Origin of the sequence: Nonomuraea sp. NPDC050547 (assembly GCF_044457345.1) — a bacterium.
GTDB lineage: Bacteria > Actinomycetota > Actinomycetes > Streptosporangiales > Streptosporangiaceae > Nonomuraea.
Map to the genome: position 1 here is coordinate 194,542 of NZ_JBITGW010000022.1, position 17,468 is coordinate 212,009.

Below are 17,468 nucleotides of genomic sequence, written 5' to 3' on the forward strand. Positions count from 1 at the left end.
GCGTCAGGTCAGGAAGGCGCGCAGGACGGTGATCAGCGCGGCCGGGTTGTCCTCCTGGACGAGGTGGCCCGCGTCGGGCACGACCGCGAGCTCCCAGTTCGGGAGGCGGTCGGCCAACTGCTCGGCCACGGCCTGGGTGAGCACCCTGCTGCGGCCGCCGCGGACCAGCAGCACCGGCACCCCGGCCAGCTGGGCGGGCAGTCCTTCGACGGCCGCGAGTATGGCGGGGAAGTCGGGGGGACGCAGATCGCCCTTCGGCACCCAGTCGCCGCCGGGCCCGCGGCGGAACAGGGTGCCCATCCGGTGGGCGACACCCGCGCGGCCGGCGCGCGGGTTGACGCGCAGCGCGGCCTCCACGACCGTCTCCAGATCCGCCACCGGGCCCAGTCCGAACATGAAGGCCCGCACTTCCCTGGTGCTCTCGAAGTCCACGCCTGGCGCGACGTCGACGAGCGCCAGCCGGTCCACCAGGCCGGGCCGCGACTCGGCCAGACGGGCTCCCACCACGCCGCCGAGTGACATGCCGGCCAGCCGTACCCGGTCGAGGCCGAGGTGCTCGGCCGCGGCGGCGACGTCGGCGGCGTGGGTGTCGACGCGGTAGTCGTCGGACCAGTCGCTGTCGCCGTGTCCGCGCAGGTCCAGCGCGATCAGCCGGGCGTCGCCGCGCAGGCCGAGACAGACGAAGTCCCAGGTGCGCGCGGTCAGCCCGCCGCCGTGCAGCAGGAGCACCGGGGTTCCCGTCCCGCCCCAGTCGAGCCCGCGCAACCGGCAGCCCGCGCGGGTGAAGCGGATCTCGCGAGGCGGCGCCGGATCGTGGATCGTGACTCCGAGCGCCGCCGCCAGCTCAATCGTGGTTCGCACGATGCCTCCTTACCTTGGGCCCTCAAGGTAAGAGAACTACCTTGGCTAGTCAAGGTAGAGTGAGCGCGTGACCGGCCGAGTACGACGCAAACCCGATGAAGCCAAGCGGATGATCCTTGAGGCGGCGAGCAGGCTGCTCACGGCCGGCGGTCCCGCCGCCGTGCAGGTACGCGCCGTCGCCGCCGAGGTCGGGATGACCGACGCCGCGATCAACCACCACTTCGGCACCCGCGAACAACTCCTGGAGTCCCTGCTGCGGTTCGGCGGGTCCAAGCTGAAGGCCGAACTGCGCACCGTCCTCGGCGCGTGGGCCGACGGCCCGGTCGACCCCGCCGCGCTGGTCCACACCCTCTACACGCTGTACGCCGGCGGCTACGCCGCACTGGCGATCGCGCTGCACCAGTCCGGCTGGCGCGACCCCGGCAGCGGGCTACTCGACGAGGTGGTGGACCGCCTGCACACCCAGGCCCGCCTGCACTGCGCGAGCACCGGAAGGACCCCGCCCTCACGCGAGGCGATCCAGCTCACGATGGCCGGACTGCACCAGGCCGTCGCGCTGGAACCGCTGTTCGGCGGCGAGTTCCGCAGAAGCGTCGGACTGGACACGACCGCCCGGGACCGCACGCTCGACTGGTGGATCACCCTCCTGCGCACGACCCTCACCGGGCAGAGCGGGCCGAGGTGATCCGGGCCGCCGGGGTCAGCCGAGTACCCGCCGGGCAGCCGCGAGCTGCCGCACCTTGACCGCTCTCAGCTCCCGGAACTTCCCGGGGTGGGCGCGGATGGCGGCGTTCTGGACGCGGGTCTCGGCCGCGGCCCAGATGGACACGACGCCGGTCTTCTCCTTGCACCGCACGTCCCGCTGGGCGGTGCGGATCTCCTGCGTGGTGGGCGCCTTCGTCGACCAGCGCCGGTCGGTGATCGCGGCGAGCGGGTCGGCGTAGCGGAAGCCCTCCTCCGCCATGCAGGCGCTCCAGGAGCGGAAGGCGCGGGTGACCCGCCTGTCGCGCTGGGCGGCGTCGAACGTCGCGAAGATGACCTTGTTGAAGAACGCGGCGTCGGCCTTCTGCGCACCGCCGTACATGCTGTCGCGCGCTTGCTTGAGGCACGCCTTCGCCGCCTCGCGTACGCCCGGCGGAGCCCCGGTGACGCGGGCGAGTGCCTTGACCCCGCGAGCGGCCACGGCCGGCCGGTACGGCGGCGCGTGATAGCCGAACACGTCGGCTACCCGCGACTCGATGACACCGTAGCGACGGCGATGCGGCGGCTCGATCTCGCTCTCGCCGGGACCGGGCAGCGCCTGCCAGGCCAGGCCGCGAGCGTTCATGCAGTCGCGGACGACGACGTCCTCGGCGACATCCAGGGTCATGTCCTCGGCGGGGCTGAAGTTGTAGGCGTCAAAAGGAATGGTGAGTTGCCGCACTTGCGGATCGGGTTCTGGAACGGCGATCTCCTGCGGCCTTTTCGACGGCGTTTCCGTTTCGGTCGGCGAGCAGCCGGATGCCGCTCCGACGAGGAGCACAAGGGCCATGCCCCATCGCCGGATCGGCATGCTCATCTCCTAGATGCGAATTATTGCCGCTGAATTACAACGGCTATCTCAGCGAATCCGTCTTGTTGTCGAAGCCGTTGTTCGTGAGGTCCTTGTCCTCGCTCTCGGCCAGGGCCTTGTAGCCGGACGAGCCGGAACAGTTTGTCCTGGCATAGAACTTGATGTTCCGGTTGTATTCGTTCTGCTGGGAGCTCGCCATGTTCCTGTACTCGGGTGGGAGGTTCCCGCAGACCCCGGGCGAGGGCATGGTGATCCGGAGCGCGAGACCGCGGAAATCGTCGTGTTCGTACAGGCACAGGCGGTTGTTGGCACAGCGGCCCGCGGCGTCGGCGCGACTGTCGATGACTTCGACGGTCAGCTCGTCGGCAGTGGGTTCGATCGGGTCGTCAGTCGCCTGGGCAGCGGGACCGAATCCCGCGAACCCGACGACGCCGAGCGCCAGGGCGCTGATGACGAGAGCTGCTCTTCGCTTCATGTGCATTTCCCTTCCTTGACCTGTCGACAAGGGGGCAATCGCGATGAGGGCAGCGTGGTGCCACCCTCCAGATCAGCTTCTCTGGGCCCCCTTGAGAAGCTGACTGGAAATTTACCGCCAATTCACAGGAATGGTCAATATCGTCATTGCGACTCTGCATTCACACAGCGCAGTTATGCATAGCTGCAAACAGGAAATATTCCTTATGCGGGCATGGCGAAGGCGCCATTGTGAACACTGTAATCACAAGAGTAACGCGTGCACAAGATGTGTACTGTGTGCGCATCAGTGCACAGTGTAAATACCCGAGGTGGTAGCCGCGTAGCGGTTAGGGAAGCGGGCGGGCGCCGCGGAGGAACTGTTCGACCGCGGTCTCCACGAGTCCGTCGAGGAGCTCCGGAGGGACGAGTTTGCCGTTGATGAGCGCGGCGATGCCCTGGAGGGTCGCGAACAGGACGATCCCGATCCTGGCGGTGTCGCCCTCCTGGAGCTTGCACTCCGCCTGCCCCTGAAGGATCAGTTCGATCATCAGCCCGAACGGGGCCTCGGCCGCCTCGGCGATCTGCTTCGCGTCCGGCCGGTGCTTGCTGGTGTACATCAGCTCAAGCAGCGCGGCGTTGTCGGTGGCGAAGCGGGTGTACGCCGTCATCGTGGCCCGCACGCGGGAGGCGAAGTCCTCGCCCGCGCCCGCCATCGCGGTGCGCAGCGTGGTGTTCAGGCGGGCGAATCCGGCCACCGCGAGCGCGTCGAGCAGCGCCTGGCGGTTCGGGAAGTGCCGGCGCGGGGCGGCGTGGCTGACGCCGATCTCCCTGGCCAGGTCGCGCAGCGCCAGCTGGTCCGCGCCGTGCTCCCGCAGAACGCGTTCGGCCGCGTCGAGCAGTGCGGCGCGCAGGTTTCCGTGGTGGTAGGGGCGCTCCTCGGTCACTTCTGGCACAGGGCCGAGGTTAGCAGATGTCCCCGTTGACAACATTGTTGTCGGTGCCTACTTTGTAGTCCATGACAACATTCTCTGCTTCTGACGTCCCGTCCATGGCCGGACGCACGGTCGTCGTCACCGGCGCGAACAGCGGGATCGGCCGTGCCGCGGCCCACGTGCTCGCCGCCAGGGACGCGCGGGTCGTGCTCGCCGTCCGCGACCCCGCCAAGGGGCGGGCGGCCGCCGCCGGGATGTCCGGCCGCGTCGAGGTCCGGCGGCTCGACCTCGCCGACCTCGCCTCGGTCCGCGCGTTCGCCGAGGACTTCACCGAGCCGGTCGACGTGCTGATCAACAACGCGGGCGTCATGATCCCGCCGTTCTCGCGTACGGCCGACGGGTTCGAGCTCCAGTTCGGGACCAACCACCTGGGGCACTTCGCCCTGACGAACCTGCTGCTGCCGCGGATCAGGGAACGGGTCGTCACCGTCTCGTCCAGCGGGCACCGGATGGGCTCGATCGACTTCGACGACCTCGGCTGGGAGCGCAGGCCGTACCGGGCGATGGGGGCTTACGCGCAGTCCAAGCTCGCCAACCTGCTGTTCACCTCGGAACTCCAGCGGCGGCTCGGCGAGGCCGGCTCAACGGTGATCGCGACCGCCGCGCACCCCGGGGCGTCGGCCACGAACCTGCTGCGGTTCGACGGCCGGAACCGCGTGCGCTATCTCGTGGCGAGGGCGGCGGTCGGCCTGCTCGCGCAGAGCGACGACGACGGCGCCCTCCCGACGCTGTACGCGGCCGTGGCCGACATCCCGGGCAACAGCTACGCGGGCCCGCGCGGCTTCCTGGAGACACGCGGCGCACCCAAGCTGGTCGGCCGCTCGGCGAGAGCGCGGGACGCCGAAGCGGCGCGGCGCCTGTGGGAGGTCTCCGAAGAGCTGACGGAGGTCACCTTTCCCCGGCGCTTTCTCCAAGCGGCCTGAGACGTGCCTACTTCTTGAGCTTGGTCGTGACCAGGGCAGGGTCCGGCGCCTTGATGGACACCTCCTTGCCCCACCCGGTGAAGGTGCTGACGGCGGTGAACGTCTCGTCCTCCAGCCCCGGGAAGCTGACCACGGCCGCGGCCGCGTAGGTGCTGGTCACCTTGGTCACCAGGCCGGACGGGGCGACATTGATCGTGTACTCGACCGGGGTGCTGTCGCGCCTGGCGAGGATGGTGCTCGCGAACCAGGGCGAGATCTTGTGCAGCTCCTTGAGCGTGACCTTCCCCGTGTACGCGTTGCCGCCGCGCTTGGCCCGCTTGATCAGGGCCGACAGGGTGCCGAGCTCGGCGGGGTTGATGACCTGGCCGTAGAAGCCGTAGCCGCCGGCCCGCATCAACTGGCTGCCGGTCTTGTACCAGGTCTTGCCCTTGGGCATGTCCTCGGCCCAGTTGCCGCCGCTGAGGTAGAGGTCCTTGCCGAGGCCGATCACGCGCTCCGGCTTGCGCGAGTCGGTCAACTCGATCGTCGGGCTGACGATCCTGCTGGTGATGTCGTGCGCGGCGATGCCCTTCTTGCCGAACCCGAAAACGCCCTTGCGCTTGACCAGGTCGACGCTGCTCCCGTCGGCCGACATCATGGTCAGGTCGCTGAAGCGCACCCCCGCGCCGGGCTTCATCAGGCTCTTGAGGACACCGACGGGGTCCTTGGGCGCGGCCTGTGCGGGGAGAGCACCGGCGACCAGCACGCCGGCGGCCGCGACGGCCGCGATCATCTTCTTCATGGGGACGGAGCCTGACAGACCCAGATCACCGGGAGATCACTCGCGTAAGGTCAGAACGTGGATAGTTCGCTCTTCGTCCTCGTCGAGGACCTGCGTGGTGAAGGCATCGGCAGGGTGCTCGACCGGGTGCTGGGGTACGGCGTGGCCGGGGTCACCGTCGGCGCCGTCCATCACGGTTCCCGCGACGTCACCCCGCACGGGCCGTCCAAGCTGACCCTGCGGCACGACGGCGCCCACTTCGCCCTGCCGGACGACCTGTTCGCCGGGCTGCGCCTGGTACCGCCGACCGGCTACACGGACGCCTTCGACGGCCTGCTCGCGGCCTGCCGTACACGCGGGCTGAAGTTGCACGGACGGGTGGTGTTCCTGCGCAACGGGACGCTCGGCGCCCAGCACCCCGACGTGACCGTGCGCAACTGCTTCGGCGACCGCGGCTACCTGACCGACCTGTGCCCGGCCCACCCCGACGTGCGGCAGTACGCGGTGGCGCTGGCCGGGGCCGTCGCCAGGCTCGGGGTGGACAGCGTCGTCGCCGAGGGGCTGCACTACCGGCCGTTGCGGGCCGAGCGATCGTTCGTGCCGCTGGGGCCGATGGACGCGTACCTGATGGCCCTGTGCTTCTGCGACCACTGCGTGGCACGGGCGTCGGCCCTCGGCATCGACGCCCGCGCGGCGCGCGAGGAGTGCGCGCGGATCGTCGGCGGCGTCCTCGACGGCGACCCGCCCGCCGAGGGTGAGGTGACCCGCGCCGCCCTGAGCGCCTACGCGGGCCCCGACGTCGTCGCCTACGCCCGCGCCCGCGCGGAGACCGTCACCTCGCTGGTCGCCGAGGTGGCGAAGGCGGTGACCTGCGAACTGGTCTTCGTCGACCCGACCGGCGCCGTGAAGGGCTACCGCGACGGCCTCCCCTCCCCGGCCCTGGCCGCGCACGACGCCTGGCTGCTCGGCGTCGACCCGGCCGCGCTGGCCGACCTCGTCTCCTCCTTCGCCGTCCTCGCCTACGCCCGCGACGCCGCCCGGGTGGCCGACGACGTGCGCGCCTACCTGCGCTCGGTCGGCAAGCATCGGGAGGTACGCGTGGTGCTGCGCCCGGGCTACCCCGACAACGACTCGGCCGACCGCCTGACCGCCAAGGTGCGCGGCGCCCGCGCGGCCGGCGCCCACGCCGTCGACTTCTACGCCTACGGCCTGGCCAGCCACCGCGTCCTCGACCGCATCCCCCAAGCGCTCTGTGGGAGCGAGGGCGTTCATGTCTGAGCCGAGCATCCAGATCGTCCCCTACGACCCGGCATGGCCCGTACTCGCCGCCACGGCGATGCGCGAACTGCTGGACACGCTGCCCGGCGCGTTCGCGGAGATCGAGCACATCGGCTCGACCGCGGTTCCCGGCCTGGCGGCCAAGCCGATCATCGACCTGATGGCGGCCGCGGAGGATCTCGCGCCGGTCGAACGGCGCGAGTCCGCGCTCACCGGCCTCGGCTACGAGCGGCACTTCAACGGCATGACCGACCGGCTCCTGTATGTGCGCGCGAGCGGCGGCGTCCGCGCATACAACCTTCACGTGGTCACGCTCGCCTCCTGGCCGACGCGCAACCAGCGCTTCTTCCGCGACTACCTGCGCGAGCACCCTGAGGACGCGGCCCGCTACGCCGAACTCAAGCAGGCGCTCGCCGCCACCGGGATCGATCCGGGCGACTACGCCCGCGCGAAGACGGAGCTTGTCCAGGAGCTGACCGACCGCGCCCGGCGGGAGCGTGGCCTGCCGCCGGTACCCGTCTGGGAGAAGTGAGCTACTCTCCCGCCGCTGCGACCAGTCCGGTGATCAGCATGTCGAGGGCCGCCTCGAAGTCCTTCTCGCGGTCGACGTCCGGCACGGCGGCCGGCAGGCGGCTGAAGTGGGGCAACCGGTCCGGGCCGGATTCCGCCGGCCGGCGACGCCGCGCACGTACACTCGCCGATCGGCGAGTAGGGCCTCAACCATCGAAGCTCGCCCTGGTCGTGAAGGGGCAGGTGGACGATGCCTGCTCGACACCCACACCGCAGAACGCCGGCCGGTGGCCGAACGCGTGCTGCGCGACACCCGCGCCCAGGTCGCGCTCATGCGGCCCGGCGCGCAGGTGGACGCCCGACGCGAGGTGCTCGCGGAAACACTGGAACTGCCGGACGCCAAGCAGCACTTCATCGCCATGGCCAACGGCGCCGACCTCGACCACGCGCCGGACTCCACGCACCCGATGGCCGGCAGATTCCTGCCGGACGTGCCGCTCCACGACGGCCGCGGACTGCTGATCGGGCCGGAGGCGAACACCGATGATCGGGGACGGCATGCCGGGAAGCCCGCAGGTGACGGGCTCGCCGCCGCGCCGGTCCGGTCGGACGGGTACGTGGCATGGGCGAGCTCGTCAGGCGACGTCACCGGCCTGGCGGACGCGCTCGCCTCCTGGTTCGGCCCGCCCACTATCGTCGGACCGTGCACAGACAAGGAGACCGTATGACCACCGCGCTCATCGTCGGCGATCTGCAAGCGGGCATCGTGGACAACTATCCCTTCGCCGCCGGAGTGCTTCCCGTCGTGGAAAAGGTGATTCCCGCGGCCAGAACCGCCGGCATCCCGGTGATCTTCATCCGGTTCGGGCTGCGGGCCTCGAGCCTCGACGTGTCGGCGGGGAACCAGGTGATCAGCGGCCTGCACGGCGCGGGGACGCTGTTCCACGCGGAGTCCCCCGAGACGCACGTGCACCCGCGCATCCAGCCGTCGCCCGGCGAAGCCGTCGTACTCAAGCACCGCGCCAGCGCGTTCGCGGCCACCGACCTCGACCTGATCCTGCGCGCCCAGGGCGTCGACTCGATCGTGCTGACCGGCGTGGCGACCTCGGCGATGGTCGCCGCCACGTTGTACGACGCCGCCGACCGCGACTACCGCCTCACCGTGCTCAGCGACGGCTGCGCCGACGGAGAACCGGACGTACACGACTTCCTGGTCAACCGCGTCTTCCCGGCCAGAGGCGCTGAGGTGCTCACGGGCGAGGAGTGGATCGCCCGCCTGTGACCATGATCGGTCCCGTGACGTCCGCTGGACGGTCGCCGCGATCATCGCGTGATCGTCCCTGGCGAGGACCCGCATCGTCACTCGACCGAGATCATCACCCAGGCCGACGCCCTCCTGCCCGGCCGAGTGCCCTAAGAGACGATGGAAGCGGCGTGGCGTGGCCCGCGTGGATGGAGCTCTTCGCCCAGACGATCGACCCGGCGAAGAAGTTCGTCGTGTCGATCGCTGTGGACCGGATCGGCTGAAACGCGGGATCTGGGGAGGCCGTCCTACGTGGCCGGCTGGAAGAACTGCCCGCGTGGCAGCGGAAACCGACACCGACGTCTTCGAGCGCATCGAGCAGGAGCACTAGGGTCTCCTCGCTTCAGGCACCCGGCCCCACCTGGGCTTGCCCCTCGGCAGAACGCCCGAGCGGAGCGAGGACCATGCCCTTGTGGGGGTGTGGGGGGGCGCTGAGCCCCCCACGTGTCGCAGCCCGGAGCCTCCCCCAGCGCGAAGCGCCCTCTGAGAGGAGCGGAGGCCCGAGCTAGTCGGGGCGGGGGGCCGGGTCGGCCGTTACCGCGCGGAGCAGTGGCCTGCTCAACGCTCCCGCCCCGATCACTCCTCCGAAGCCCAAGCCCACACACAGGGCCAGCGTGATCAGGCCGTTCACGCTCACCGCGCCCAGCATGAACGGCATCGCGCAGAACGCGCCCACCGCGATCGCGCCGCCGCCCATCACCGTCAGCGGGATCAACGTCTCCGCCCGCCGTGCCTTGTCCAGGACCGACAGCGGCGTCCCGGCCAGCCGCAGCAGCGCGTACGTCTGCCGACGGTCCAGCACCGACGACGCGGCCGTGATGCCCGAGCTGGCGATCGCCACCAGGAACGACACCGACAACACCACCACCGTCCCGGCGCCCACGTCGGCGAGCAGTTGCATGCCGAACCGCTGGTCGTCGGCCTCGGTGGTCGGTGTCCTGCCGGGGGTCAGGCCGTCCAGGGCCGTTCTGGCCCGGTCGACGACCGCGGCGTCCGCGGTGGAGCCGAGGGCGGCTACGACGACCTTCTTCTCGGCCTTCACCGTGGCGGTCACCCCTGCCTTCGACAGCCGTTCCTTCGCCTGGGTCACCGCGTCCTGCGCCGACCCCGACAACACGGTGACACGCAGTTGCGCGGGCCCCGGGTCGGACGAGAAGGCCGACGGGCTCAGCAGCCCCAGGAAGCCCGCCACGAACCCGGTCAGCGCCACCCCGCTGACCGTGCGCCAGGCCGAGCGCGGGTCGTCCACGAGCCGCCGCCCGGCCAGCAGCCGCGCGGGACGGCGGGCGGATCCGGCCGTGATCCGGCCGATCAGCGCCACCACCCATGGCCCGACCAGGTTGATGCAGAGGAACGCCAGCCCGATCACCGCCGCGATCACGCTCACACTGGTGCTCCGGCTCAGCAGGGGAACGACCGCCAGCACCGCGATCAACGCCAGCACGCGGAAGAACCGCAGCCCCGGCGGGGTCTCCCGCTTGGCCACCCCCAGCGGGCTGACGACGACCCGGCGCAGTCCCGCCACCGCCGACAGGCCGACGAGCAGCGGCACCGCCACCAGCGTCGCGGCCAGGACGAGGGGGCTTGGCCACAGGTCGGACAGGTACCAGACGCCGCCGCCGATCTGAATGCGCGACAGCAGGGGTACGGCCACGCCGTACAGGATGGCGCCCGTCAGCGCACCGGCGAAGGCGACGATGACCGCCTCGGCCACGGTCATGGCGGCGACCTGCCCGGGAGTGGCGCCGATGAGCCGGAGCGAGGCGAGGCGCTGGTCCCGGCGGGCGACCGTGAGCCGGGCCGCCGCGCCCCCGAACACGAGCAGCGGCACGATCATGAGCACGGTCGCGATCAGCGCCAGGACCTGGTACGCCTCGGCCTCCTCCGACGCCGCCCCCGCGAAGGAAGCGATCTTGGTGGGCGGCGAGCCCACGATCCAGTCGTCGCTGCGCGGCGCGGTCATGGCGGCGGCGTCGGGACGGTGCCCGATGACGGCGACCAGTTCACCGGGATGAACGAGCCCCTCGTCGCCGATCTGCCCCGCGACCTTGGGATAGCGACCTGCCAACTGGTCGGCGGGCAGTTCCTTGGTCAGGGCGGCCAGCGCGGGCGACAGCCACACCTCCCCAGGCGCGGGAAACCGCGGCAACCCAGGCGGCACAGGCGCCACTCCGGCGGGCGCCACTCCGGCAGCCGCCTTTTCGGGGGTCAGCGCGGCCAGGTCGACGACGGTGATCTGCCGGTCGCGGACGAAGTCGTGGCGCTGGGCCTCGATCGCCACCGCCCCGGTCTGGGCGGCGACGGGATTGCGCCAGGCGCCGCGGTCGGCGCGGGCGTCGAAGGCGAAGTTGGCGGAGACCGCGAACAGCAGCAGCGCGGTGGAGATGGCCACGGCGCCGAAGGTCAGCCAGGTGCCGAGCATGCCGCGGCGGCCCCCGCCATGCAGGAGCCGCCAGCTCAGCGCGAGTGTGGTCTTCATCCGTGCGCTCCCCGGAGTGCCAGGATGTGGCCGTCGCGGACCTCGACCGTGCGGTCGCAGGCGGCGGCCACGTTGGGGTCGTGGGTGACGACGATGAGCGAGGCGTCGTTGTGCTTGGTGGCCTGGACGAGCAGCCGCATGGTGTCGTGGCCGGTGTTCTGGTCGAGCGCGCCGGTGGGCTCGTCGGCGAAGACGACGGCCGGCTTGGTGACCAGCGCGCGGGCGATCGCGACGCGCTGGGCCTGGCCGCCGGACAGTTCGCCGGGCCGCCGGGTCTCCATGCCCTGCAGGCCGAGGGGGGCGAACCATTCGCGGGCCTGCCGTACGGCCTGGAGGCGGGTGACGCCGCCGAGCATGAGCGGGAGCGCGACGTTCTCCTCGGCCGGCAGTTCGGGCAGAAGCTGCCCGAACTGGAAGACGAACCCGAAGCGGGTACGGCGCAGCGCGCTGCGCTGTCGTTCGCCCATGGCGTCGATGCGCTGGCCGAGCAGGTGCACCTCGCCGGAGTCCGGTTTCATGATCCCGGCCAGGCAGTGGAGCAGGGTCGACTTGCCGGAGCCGCTCGGCCCCATGATCGCCACAGCCTCGCCGGCCCGTACCGCTATGTCCACGCCGCCCAGCGCGACCGTCTGGCCGAATCGCTTGGCCAGCGCCCTTCCTGCAAGCACCTCGTTCATGGGGAAAAGCTTCTCGATCAACAGGGGTGCGGCGGATCGGCCGAGCGTCCGGTTGCCCCTCGGCCGAACGGCTGATTCTAGAGTTGGGGCCGTGACTATTCGCGTACTCATCGCCGACGACCAGGAGCTCGTGCGCACGGGCTTCAAGATGATCCTCGACGCCCAGCCGGACATGGACGTGGTGGCGGCGGTGGCCGACGGGGCCGACGCGGTCGCCGAGGCCAGGCGGCTGCGTCCCGACGTGTGCCTGCTCGACATCCGCATGCCGAAGCTGGACGGGCTGGAGGTGACCAGGGCGCTGGCGGGCCCCGGGGTGGAGAACCCGATGCGCGTGGTGATCGTCACCACGTTCGACCTGGACGAGTACGTCTACGGCGCGCTGCGCGCGGGCGCGACCGGTTTCCTGCTGAAGGACAGCGGCCCGACGCTGCTCATCGAGGCCATCAGGGCGGCGGCGACGGGCGACGCCCTGGTGTCGCCGTCGGTGACGGTCCGGCTGCTGCAGCACCTGGCCCAGCCCAAGCGGAGCACCGCGCAGCCCGAGGAGGCGCTGACCGAGCGCGAACTCGACGTGGTACGCCTGGTGGCCAGGGGCAGGACGAACCAGGAGGTGGCCGGTGAGCTGTTCGTCTCACTGTCCACGGTAAAGACGCATCTCGGGAGCATCCAGTCGAAACTCGGTGCCCGGAACCGGGTGGAGATCGCCGCATGGGCGTGGGAATCCGGTGTGGTGAGCTGATTAATTCCGGGGCCCGCGGGATACAAGTTAGGGGAGAACCCAGCGCATGGCCCGGGGGGAGAACTACGTGCGGGCTGTCCAGACACCACCCACAGGGGCTGCCTCCGCCGTCTACCTGACGCTCGTCATCCAGGTCCTTTCCCTCGGGGCCCTGGTCGTCTTCGAGCAGGTCCGCGGCCGCAGCCTCGCCGGGCAGATCGCCGCGCTCGGCGGCGAGGCCCGGGGCTCGCAGGCCGTGGTCGGCGCGGTCACCGTCTTCGCCGTCCTGATGATGTTGCTGGTCGGCACCACCGTCGCCGCCGCCATCGCCTACCTGACCTGGCTGATCCGCGCCAGGCAGGTCAACGTCCCCACCGCGCCCGCGGCTCCCGTCCTAGCCGCGTGGCTGGTGCCCGGCGTCAACCTGGTCGCCCCGTTCGTCCTGGCCGACGAGGTGTGGCGGGGCGCCCGCCCGCCCTTCGACCGGCGCGGGCGCTGGCTGGGGCTGCTGACGGCCTGGTGGGTGTCGTGCCTGGCCGCGGTGTTCCTGGTGGCCGCCCGGCTGCTGGACACCAGCGTGGGCGAGCTGACCGGGCTGGGGCTGACGGAGCTCGCCGTGACGCTGCTGGCCGCGGTGCTGTGCGCGAGGACCGTGCGCGACGTCACCGCCATCCAGCGTTCCCTGCACGACAGCCCGCAGGTACGCCGCCTGCCGCTGGCACGTCCCCGCCCCGCCCGCCACGCCGCCTCCGACGTGGCCTCCTGAAAGACGTGGCCTCCTGAAATCTCATAAAGCGGGTCAGACGGCGATCTGGGTCGGGCCGGAGCTGCCCTGGCTGGCGTGCCAGAGCTTGCGGGGCGGGTTGGCGGTGATGGCCGGGCCCAGGTCGGAGTAGGGCGACAGGAGGAAGCCGTTGGCGTACTCGATCCGCCGCCCGCCCACGTTCTCGCGTTCCTCCGGCGTCTGGGCCAGCAGCGCCCTGACCGCGTCGACGCCCTGTGCGCGCCACAGGCGGTCCAGGTCGACGAGGTCCCAGCAGTCCACGGCCCGCATGGAGATCGCCCGCGGCCCGGTGCGCCTGATCACGCCGCGGGCCACCATCAGCCATGACCCGAACACCGTCGCCGCGCACCGCCCCTGCACCGACTCGAAGAACGTCAGGTCCACCGGCCCGGTCGAGTCGTCGAGCGTGGCGAAGATGACCCGCTGGCCGGAGCGTACGGCCGGCGTCTGGGTGGCCACCTTGACCCCCGCCACCAGCACCTCGGCGCCGTTGCGCTGGTCGAGCAGGTCCTGGGAGCGCACCACGCCGATCAGGTCGAGCAGTTCGTCGTGGAAGCGGATCACGTGCCTGCTCACGTCGATGCCGAGGATCTCCAGCTCGGCCTCGACCATCTCGCTCTCGGTCATCTCGGGCAGTTCGCCGGGCGCGATGTGCTCGGTGAACCCCAGCGGCAGTTGCACCGCGCTTCCGGCTTCCGGCTGGTCCGGTGGCGCGGAATCAGGTATGCCGGAAGGCAGGCCCCCCGGCAGACGATGGCCGCCCGGTGAGCCCGGTGGGGTCGCGGCTCCGTTCTGCCGGGGGGCTGTTCTGGGGGTGTATCCGCGACGCCGCCGCGGCGCGGTGGTCGCGCCGGACGTGGAGGCACGCTCCAGCACGCCGGTCTGGGCGATCAGGTCGCGCCTGGTCAGCTCGCCCGCGCGCCAGCGCTCGCCGCCGGGGTGCAGGTCGTGCAGGGCGTCGAGGCCGCCCACCTGCACGATCCGCTCCATGGTCGGCCGCGCGGGCCGCGCCCGGTCCCAGAAGTCGGCCATCGAGGTGTACGGCTGGCCCGCCACCATCCGCTCCACCTCGGCCTCGCTCACCCCCTTGACGGCGGAGAACGGCACGCGCAGCGCGTACCCCTTGCCGATCTCGGAGATCTTGAACTCACGCCGCCGGTAGTCGCCCAGGTCGGCCGGTTTGACCCGGACCTTCAGGCGTTCGACCTGCCAGTCCTTGCCGGACTTGTTGATGTCGAGCGGCAGGATGGCCACCCCGCACTGGCGGGCCTCGTCGATGATGACCCGCTGCGGGTACATGCCGGGCTCGTGGGTGAGCACCCCGGCGAAGAAGGCGGCCGCGTGGTGCCGCTTGAGCCAGGCCGACTGGTAGGTGGGCAGCGCGAAGGCGGCGGCGTGCGCCTTGCAGAAGCCGAAGGCGCCGAACGCGTCGAGCACCTTCCACGCCTTCTCCACCTCCTCGTCGGAGAAGCCTCGCGACTTGGCCAGCGGGACGAAGTGGCCGCGCACCTTCAGCCGCCCCGCCTCGGTGGCGAGCGTGCGCCGCATGCTCTCGGCGAAGTGCAGGTCCTTCCCCGTCATCACCGAAATGATCTTGAGTACCTGCTCGTGGAAGACGACCACGCCGTGCGTCTCCTTGAGCGCCTCCCGCAGTTTCTCGTGCGGATAGTACGGCTGCCGCCACCCGTGCCTGGCCTCCAGGTACGGCGTGACCATGTCGGAGTTGACCGGCCCCGGCCGGAACAGCGAGATGTCCACGATCAGGTCGTGCATCGTGCGCGGTTCGAGCTTGGCGACGAGCTCGCGCTGCCCCGGCGACTCGATCTGGAAGCACCCCAGGGTACGGCTCGCGCAGATCATGTCGTAGGTGGCCGCGTCGTCGTGGGGAACGGCGTCCAGGTCGACGTCGGCGTCGTCCACCCGCTTGATCTCGCCGAGCGTGTAGGCCATGGCCGACTGCATGCGTACGCCGAGGACGTCGAGCTTGAGCAGCCCCGCCTCCTCGACGTCGTCCTTGTCGAACTGCGACATGGGGAAGTCCAGGAAGCTGCGCTCGACCGGTGTCACGTCCTTGAGCCCGGCATTGCCGATCAGCACGCCGCAGGGGTGCAGCGCGATGTGCCTGGGCAGGCCGTCGAGCTTCTCGGCCAGCCGGAAGACCCGGTCGAGCCCGGCCTCGCCGAGGCGGCTGTCGCGCAGTTCCGGCAGGTCGCTGAGGGAGGCGGTGATCTGGCGGGCGCGGATGTGCGGGAAGGCCTTGGCGATGGCGTCGATCTCGTGGGGCGGCAGGCCCATGGCTCCGGCCACGTCGCGGATGGCGCTGCGGGCCCGGTAGGTCTCCATCATGGACACGCAGGCGACGCGGGCCTCGCCGTACTCCTCGAAGATGGCCTTGTAGCAGTCGAGGCGGCGGGCGGACTCGACGTCGATGTCGATGTCGGGCAGCCCGATGCGGCCGTGGGACAGGAAGCGTTCCATGAGCAGGCCGTGTTCGAGCGGGTTCACCTCGCCGATGCCGATGAGGTAGTTGACCAGGCTGCCCGCTCCGGAGCCCCGGATGGCACACCTGATGTCCATTTTTCGAATCATGTCGGTGATACCGACCACTGCCACGAAATATCCGGACAGACGCTTGCTCTCGATGATCGCCAGTTCCTCGTCCAGCCGTTCTCTGGCGTCGCGCGAGCCCTCCAGCCCGCGGGCGTGCAGGCCGTCCTCCACCCGGTGGCGCAGCAGCGGCACCGGGTCGCCGCCGATCTCGGGCAGGTGCAGGTTCGGCGGCTCGCTCCGCAGCGCCAGCATCGACTCGGGCTCCACCGCGCAGGCCTCGGCGAGCTGCCGCGTGGTCAGCAGCAGCCGCCCGGCCCGCTCGCGGTCGGCGCCGGTGACCTTCAGCGCCACCTGCCACATCTCCTTGGTGCTCTTGAGATAGGCGTGCGAGGTGGGCCGGTCCAGGTGCCGGGGGTGCAGCGGGACGAGCTGCCTGGCCGCGTCGAGGACGTCGCCGACCTGGTGGTCGGCGGGGTCGAGGTAGCGCACCGCGTTGGTCAGCACCGCGGGTACGCCGAGCGACTCGGCCAGGGCCAGCATGCGCACGGCGGTGCCGGAGTCGCGGTAGCCGTACTGGTCGACCAGCTCGATCGCGATCCCGGAGACCATGGAGCGCCACAGGTTGAGCAGCACCCTGGCGTGCTCGTCGCGGCGCTCGGCGACCGCCCTGCCCACGTCGGAACGCGGGCCGAGCAGCACGACGAGCCGGTCGTCGGCGCCGAGTTCGGCCAGCAGTTCGCGGGTGATCCACGGGTCGCCGCGCTCGCCCATGTGGTGAGCGGCGGTGACCAGCCTGGCCAGCCTCGGCCAGCCGCCCTTGCGGGCCAGCACGGTGACACGATCCTCCGCCATGGGCCCGGTCTTCGGCCGCCCACCGGAAAGGCCACCACGGGAAGGGCCACCACCCGAAAAACCACCCGAAAAGCTACTAGGCAGGCCGCCGCCCCGCGAGCCGCCTTGGGAGCCGCCCCCTGAGCCGCCCCTTGAGCCGCCTCGGGAAGAGCCGCTGCCGGCGAACCCGGAGAGATCATCGCTCAAGGAGCCCGGGGGGGCGTCCCAGAAGGACAGGTCGGGACCCGGCGCGCCCGCGTAGATGTCCGGCCGCAGCGCCAGGTTCACCCCGAACACCGCGCGCAGCCCGGCGTCGGCGCAGGCCTGGGCGTGCTTGACCGCGCCGTAGAGACCGTCGCGGTCGGTCAGGGCGAGGACGTCCATCCCGTGCTCGGCCGCGCGGACGGCCAGCTGCCGCGGGAAGGCGGTGCCGTAGCGCATCGAGTAGGCGGAGCTGACGCTGAGGTGCGGGAACGGGCGCGCCATCAATCCCACGCCCGCAGCAGCAGCCAGCCACCGCTGGCGGTGTCGAAACGGAGCTCGTAGGAGCCGGTCTCGCGGCCGGGGCTGGCCTCGACCCGCCAGAACTGCCGTTCGCCCGGGTCCCCCTCGCCGGTCTTCCACCACTCCCGGGCCACGACCCAGTGGTCGAGGACGCGCCGGACGAGGTAGAGGCGGTCACGCCAGACGAATTGGGTGGGTTGCCCGTCACGGGTCCACACCTCGATCGGATCGCCATAGAGTCTGCTCAAGACGCTTCTTCTCCCCGCGGCTCTGGTCCTTCGGTGAGCCAC

17 protein-coding genes are annotated in these 17,468 nt (G+C 71.0%); 8 read left to right on the forward strand and 9 right to left on the reverse strand.

Going from position 1 to position 17,468, the window contains the following annotated elements; all coding sequences use genetic code 11:
* Window positions 1-3: 3 nt before the first annotated feature.
* A complete protein-coding gene (locus ACIBHY_RS44080; protein WP_397254975.1) occupies window positions 4-861 on the reverse strand; it encodes an alpha/beta fold hydrolase in 858 nt (285 codons plus the stop codon).
* Window positions 862-928: 67 nt separating this feature from the next.
* On the opposite strand from ACIBHY_RS44080, the gene ACIBHY_RS44085 reads away from it, so the two are divergent.
* Window positions 929-1,546, forward strand: a complete 618-nt coding sequence (locus tag ACIBHY_RS44085; RefSeq protein WP_397254973.1) for a TetR/AcrR family transcriptional regulator — start codon at window positions 929-931, stop codon at window positions 1,544-1,546.
* 15 nt (window positions 1,547-1,561) lie between these two features.
* Here ACIBHY_RS44085 and ACIBHY_RS44090 read toward each other — a convergent pair whose 3' ends face one another.
* The 3 genes from ACIBHY_RS44090 to ACIBHY_RS44100 all read right to left on the reverse strand — a co-directional run bounded on the left by ACIBHY_RS44090 (window position 1,562) and on the right by ACIBHY_RS44100 (window position 3,822).
* Window positions 1,562-2,284, reverse strand: coding sequence for a hypothetical protein (locus tag ACIBHY_RS44090; protein WP_397309849.1), 723 nt, complete (start codon window positions 2,282-2,284; stop codon window positions 1,562-1,564).
* A 172-nt stretch (window positions 2,285-2,456) separates the two neighbouring features.
* Window positions 2,457-2,894, reverse strand: coding sequence for a peptidase inhibitor family I36 protein (locus ACIBHY_RS44095; protein ID WP_397254969.1), 438 nt, complete (start codon window positions 2,892-2,894; stop codon window positions 2,457-2,459).
* Between the two features lie 322 nt (window positions 2,895-3,216).
* Window positions 3,217-3,822 (reverse strand): TetR/AcrR family transcriptional regulator, encoded by a 606-nt coding sequence (locus ACIBHY_RS44100; protein ID WP_397254967.1) that lies wholly within the window; start codon window positions 3,820-3,822, stop codon window positions 3,217-3,219.
* 62 nt (window positions 3,823-3,884) lie between these two features.
* On the opposite strand from ACIBHY_RS44100, the gene ACIBHY_RS44105 reads away from it, so the two are divergent.
* The gene (locus ACIBHY_RS44105; RefSeq protein WP_397254965.1) at window positions 3,885-4,784 is read left to right on the forward strand and encodes an oxidoreductase; all 900 of its coding nucleotides are present in this window, start codon (window positions 3,885-3,887) and stop codon (window positions 4,782-4,784) included.
* 7 nt (window positions 4,785-4,791) lie between these two features.
* Here ACIBHY_RS44105 and ACIBHY_RS44110 read toward each other — a convergent pair whose 3' ends face one another.
* Complete coding sequence (locus ACIBHY_RS44110; RefSeq protein WP_397309850.1) at window positions 4,792-5,565, reverse strand: hypothetical protein; 774 nt, start codon at window positions 5,563-5,565, stop codon at window positions 4,792-4,794.
* Window positions 5,566-5,622: 57 nt separating this feature from the next.
* Here ACIBHY_RS44110 and ACIBHY_RS44115 point away from each other — a divergent pair, with 57 nt between their 5' ends.
* From ACIBHY_RS44115 to ACIBHY_RS44130, 4 genes are all read left to right on the forward strand, one after another.
* Entirely contained in the window at window positions 5,623-6,822 is a 1,200-nt protein-coding gene (locus ACIBHY_RS44115; protein ID WP_397309851.1) for a hypothetical protein, read from the forward strand.
* A complete protein-coding gene (locus tag ACIBHY_RS44120; RefSeq protein WP_397309852.1) occupies window positions 6,815-7,354 on the forward strand; it encodes a GrpB family protein in 540 nt (179 codons plus the stop codon). Before ACIBHY_RS44115 ends, ACIBHY_RS44120 begins: the two co-directional genes overlap by 8 nt.
* A gap of 265 nt (window positions 7,355-7,619) precedes the next feature.
* A complete protein-coding gene (locus ACIBHY_RS44125) occupies window positions 7,620-8,060 on the forward strand; it encodes a hypothetical protein (protein ID WP_397309853.1) in 441 nt (146 codons plus the stop codon).
* Window positions 8,057-8,614 (forward strand): cysteine hydrolase family protein, encoded by a 558-nt coding sequence (locus ACIBHY_RS44130; RefSeq protein WP_397309854.1) that lies wholly within the window; start codon window positions 8,057-8,059, stop codon window positions 8,612-8,614. The genes ACIBHY_RS44125 and ACIBHY_RS44130 overlap by 4 nt, the downstream gene beginning before the upstream one ends.
* 526 nt (window positions 8,615-9,140) lie before the next feature.
* On the opposite strand, the gene ACIBHY_RS44135 is transcribed toward ACIBHY_RS44130, so the two are convergent.
* On the reverse strand, window positions 9,141-11,114 hold the full coding sequence (locus ACIBHY_RS44135; protein ID WP_397309855.1) for an FtsX-like permease family protein: 1,974 nt from the start codon (window positions 11,112-11,114) through the stop codon (window positions 9,141-9,143).
* Window positions 11,111-11,791 (reverse strand): ABC transporter ATP-binding protein, encoded by a 681-nt coding sequence (locus tag ACIBHY_RS44140; protein ID WP_379614807.1) that lies wholly within the window; start codon window positions 11,789-11,791, stop codon window positions 11,111-11,113. The genes ACIBHY_RS44135 and ACIBHY_RS44140 overlap by 4 nt, the downstream gene beginning before the upstream one ends.
* Before the next feature lie 91 nt (window positions 11,792-11,882).
* Between ACIBHY_RS44140 and ACIBHY_RS44145 the strand changes: the two genes are divergently transcribed.
* Window positions 11,883-12,530 (forward strand): response regulator, encoded by a 648-nt coding sequence (locus ACIBHY_RS44145; protein ID WP_397254948.1) that lies wholly within the window; start codon window positions 11,883-11,885, stop codon window positions 12,528-12,530.
* Between the two features lie 67 nt (window positions 12,531-12,597).
* The gene (locus tag ACIBHY_RS44150) at window positions 12,598-13,275 is read left to right on the forward strand and encodes a DUF4328 domain-containing protein (RefSeq protein ID WP_397309856.1); all 678 of its coding nucleotides are present in this window, start codon (window positions 12,598-12,600) and stop codon (window positions 13,273-13,275) included.
* A 33-nt stretch (window positions 13,276-13,308) separates the two neighbouring features.
* Here the strand turns inward: ACIBHY_RS44150 and ACIBHY_RS44155 are convergent, their stop codons facing one another.
* Window positions 13,309-17,160, reverse strand: a complete 3,852-nt coding sequence (locus tag ACIBHY_RS44155; protein WP_397309857.1) for a DNA polymerase III subunit alpha — start codon at window positions 17,158-17,160, stop codon at window positions 13,309-13,311.
* Window positions 17,160-17,426 carry a DUF6504 family protein gene (locus tag ACIBHY_RS44160; RefSeq protein ID WP_397254942.1) on the reverse strand — a complete coding sequence of 89 codons (267 nt, stop codon included), beginning with the start codon at window positions 17,424-17,426 and terminating at the stop codon, window positions 17,160-17,162. Before ACIBHY_RS44160 ends, ACIBHY_RS44155 begins: the two co-directional genes overlap by 1 nt.
* Between the last annotated feature and the right edge of the window lie 42 nt (window positions 17,427-17,468).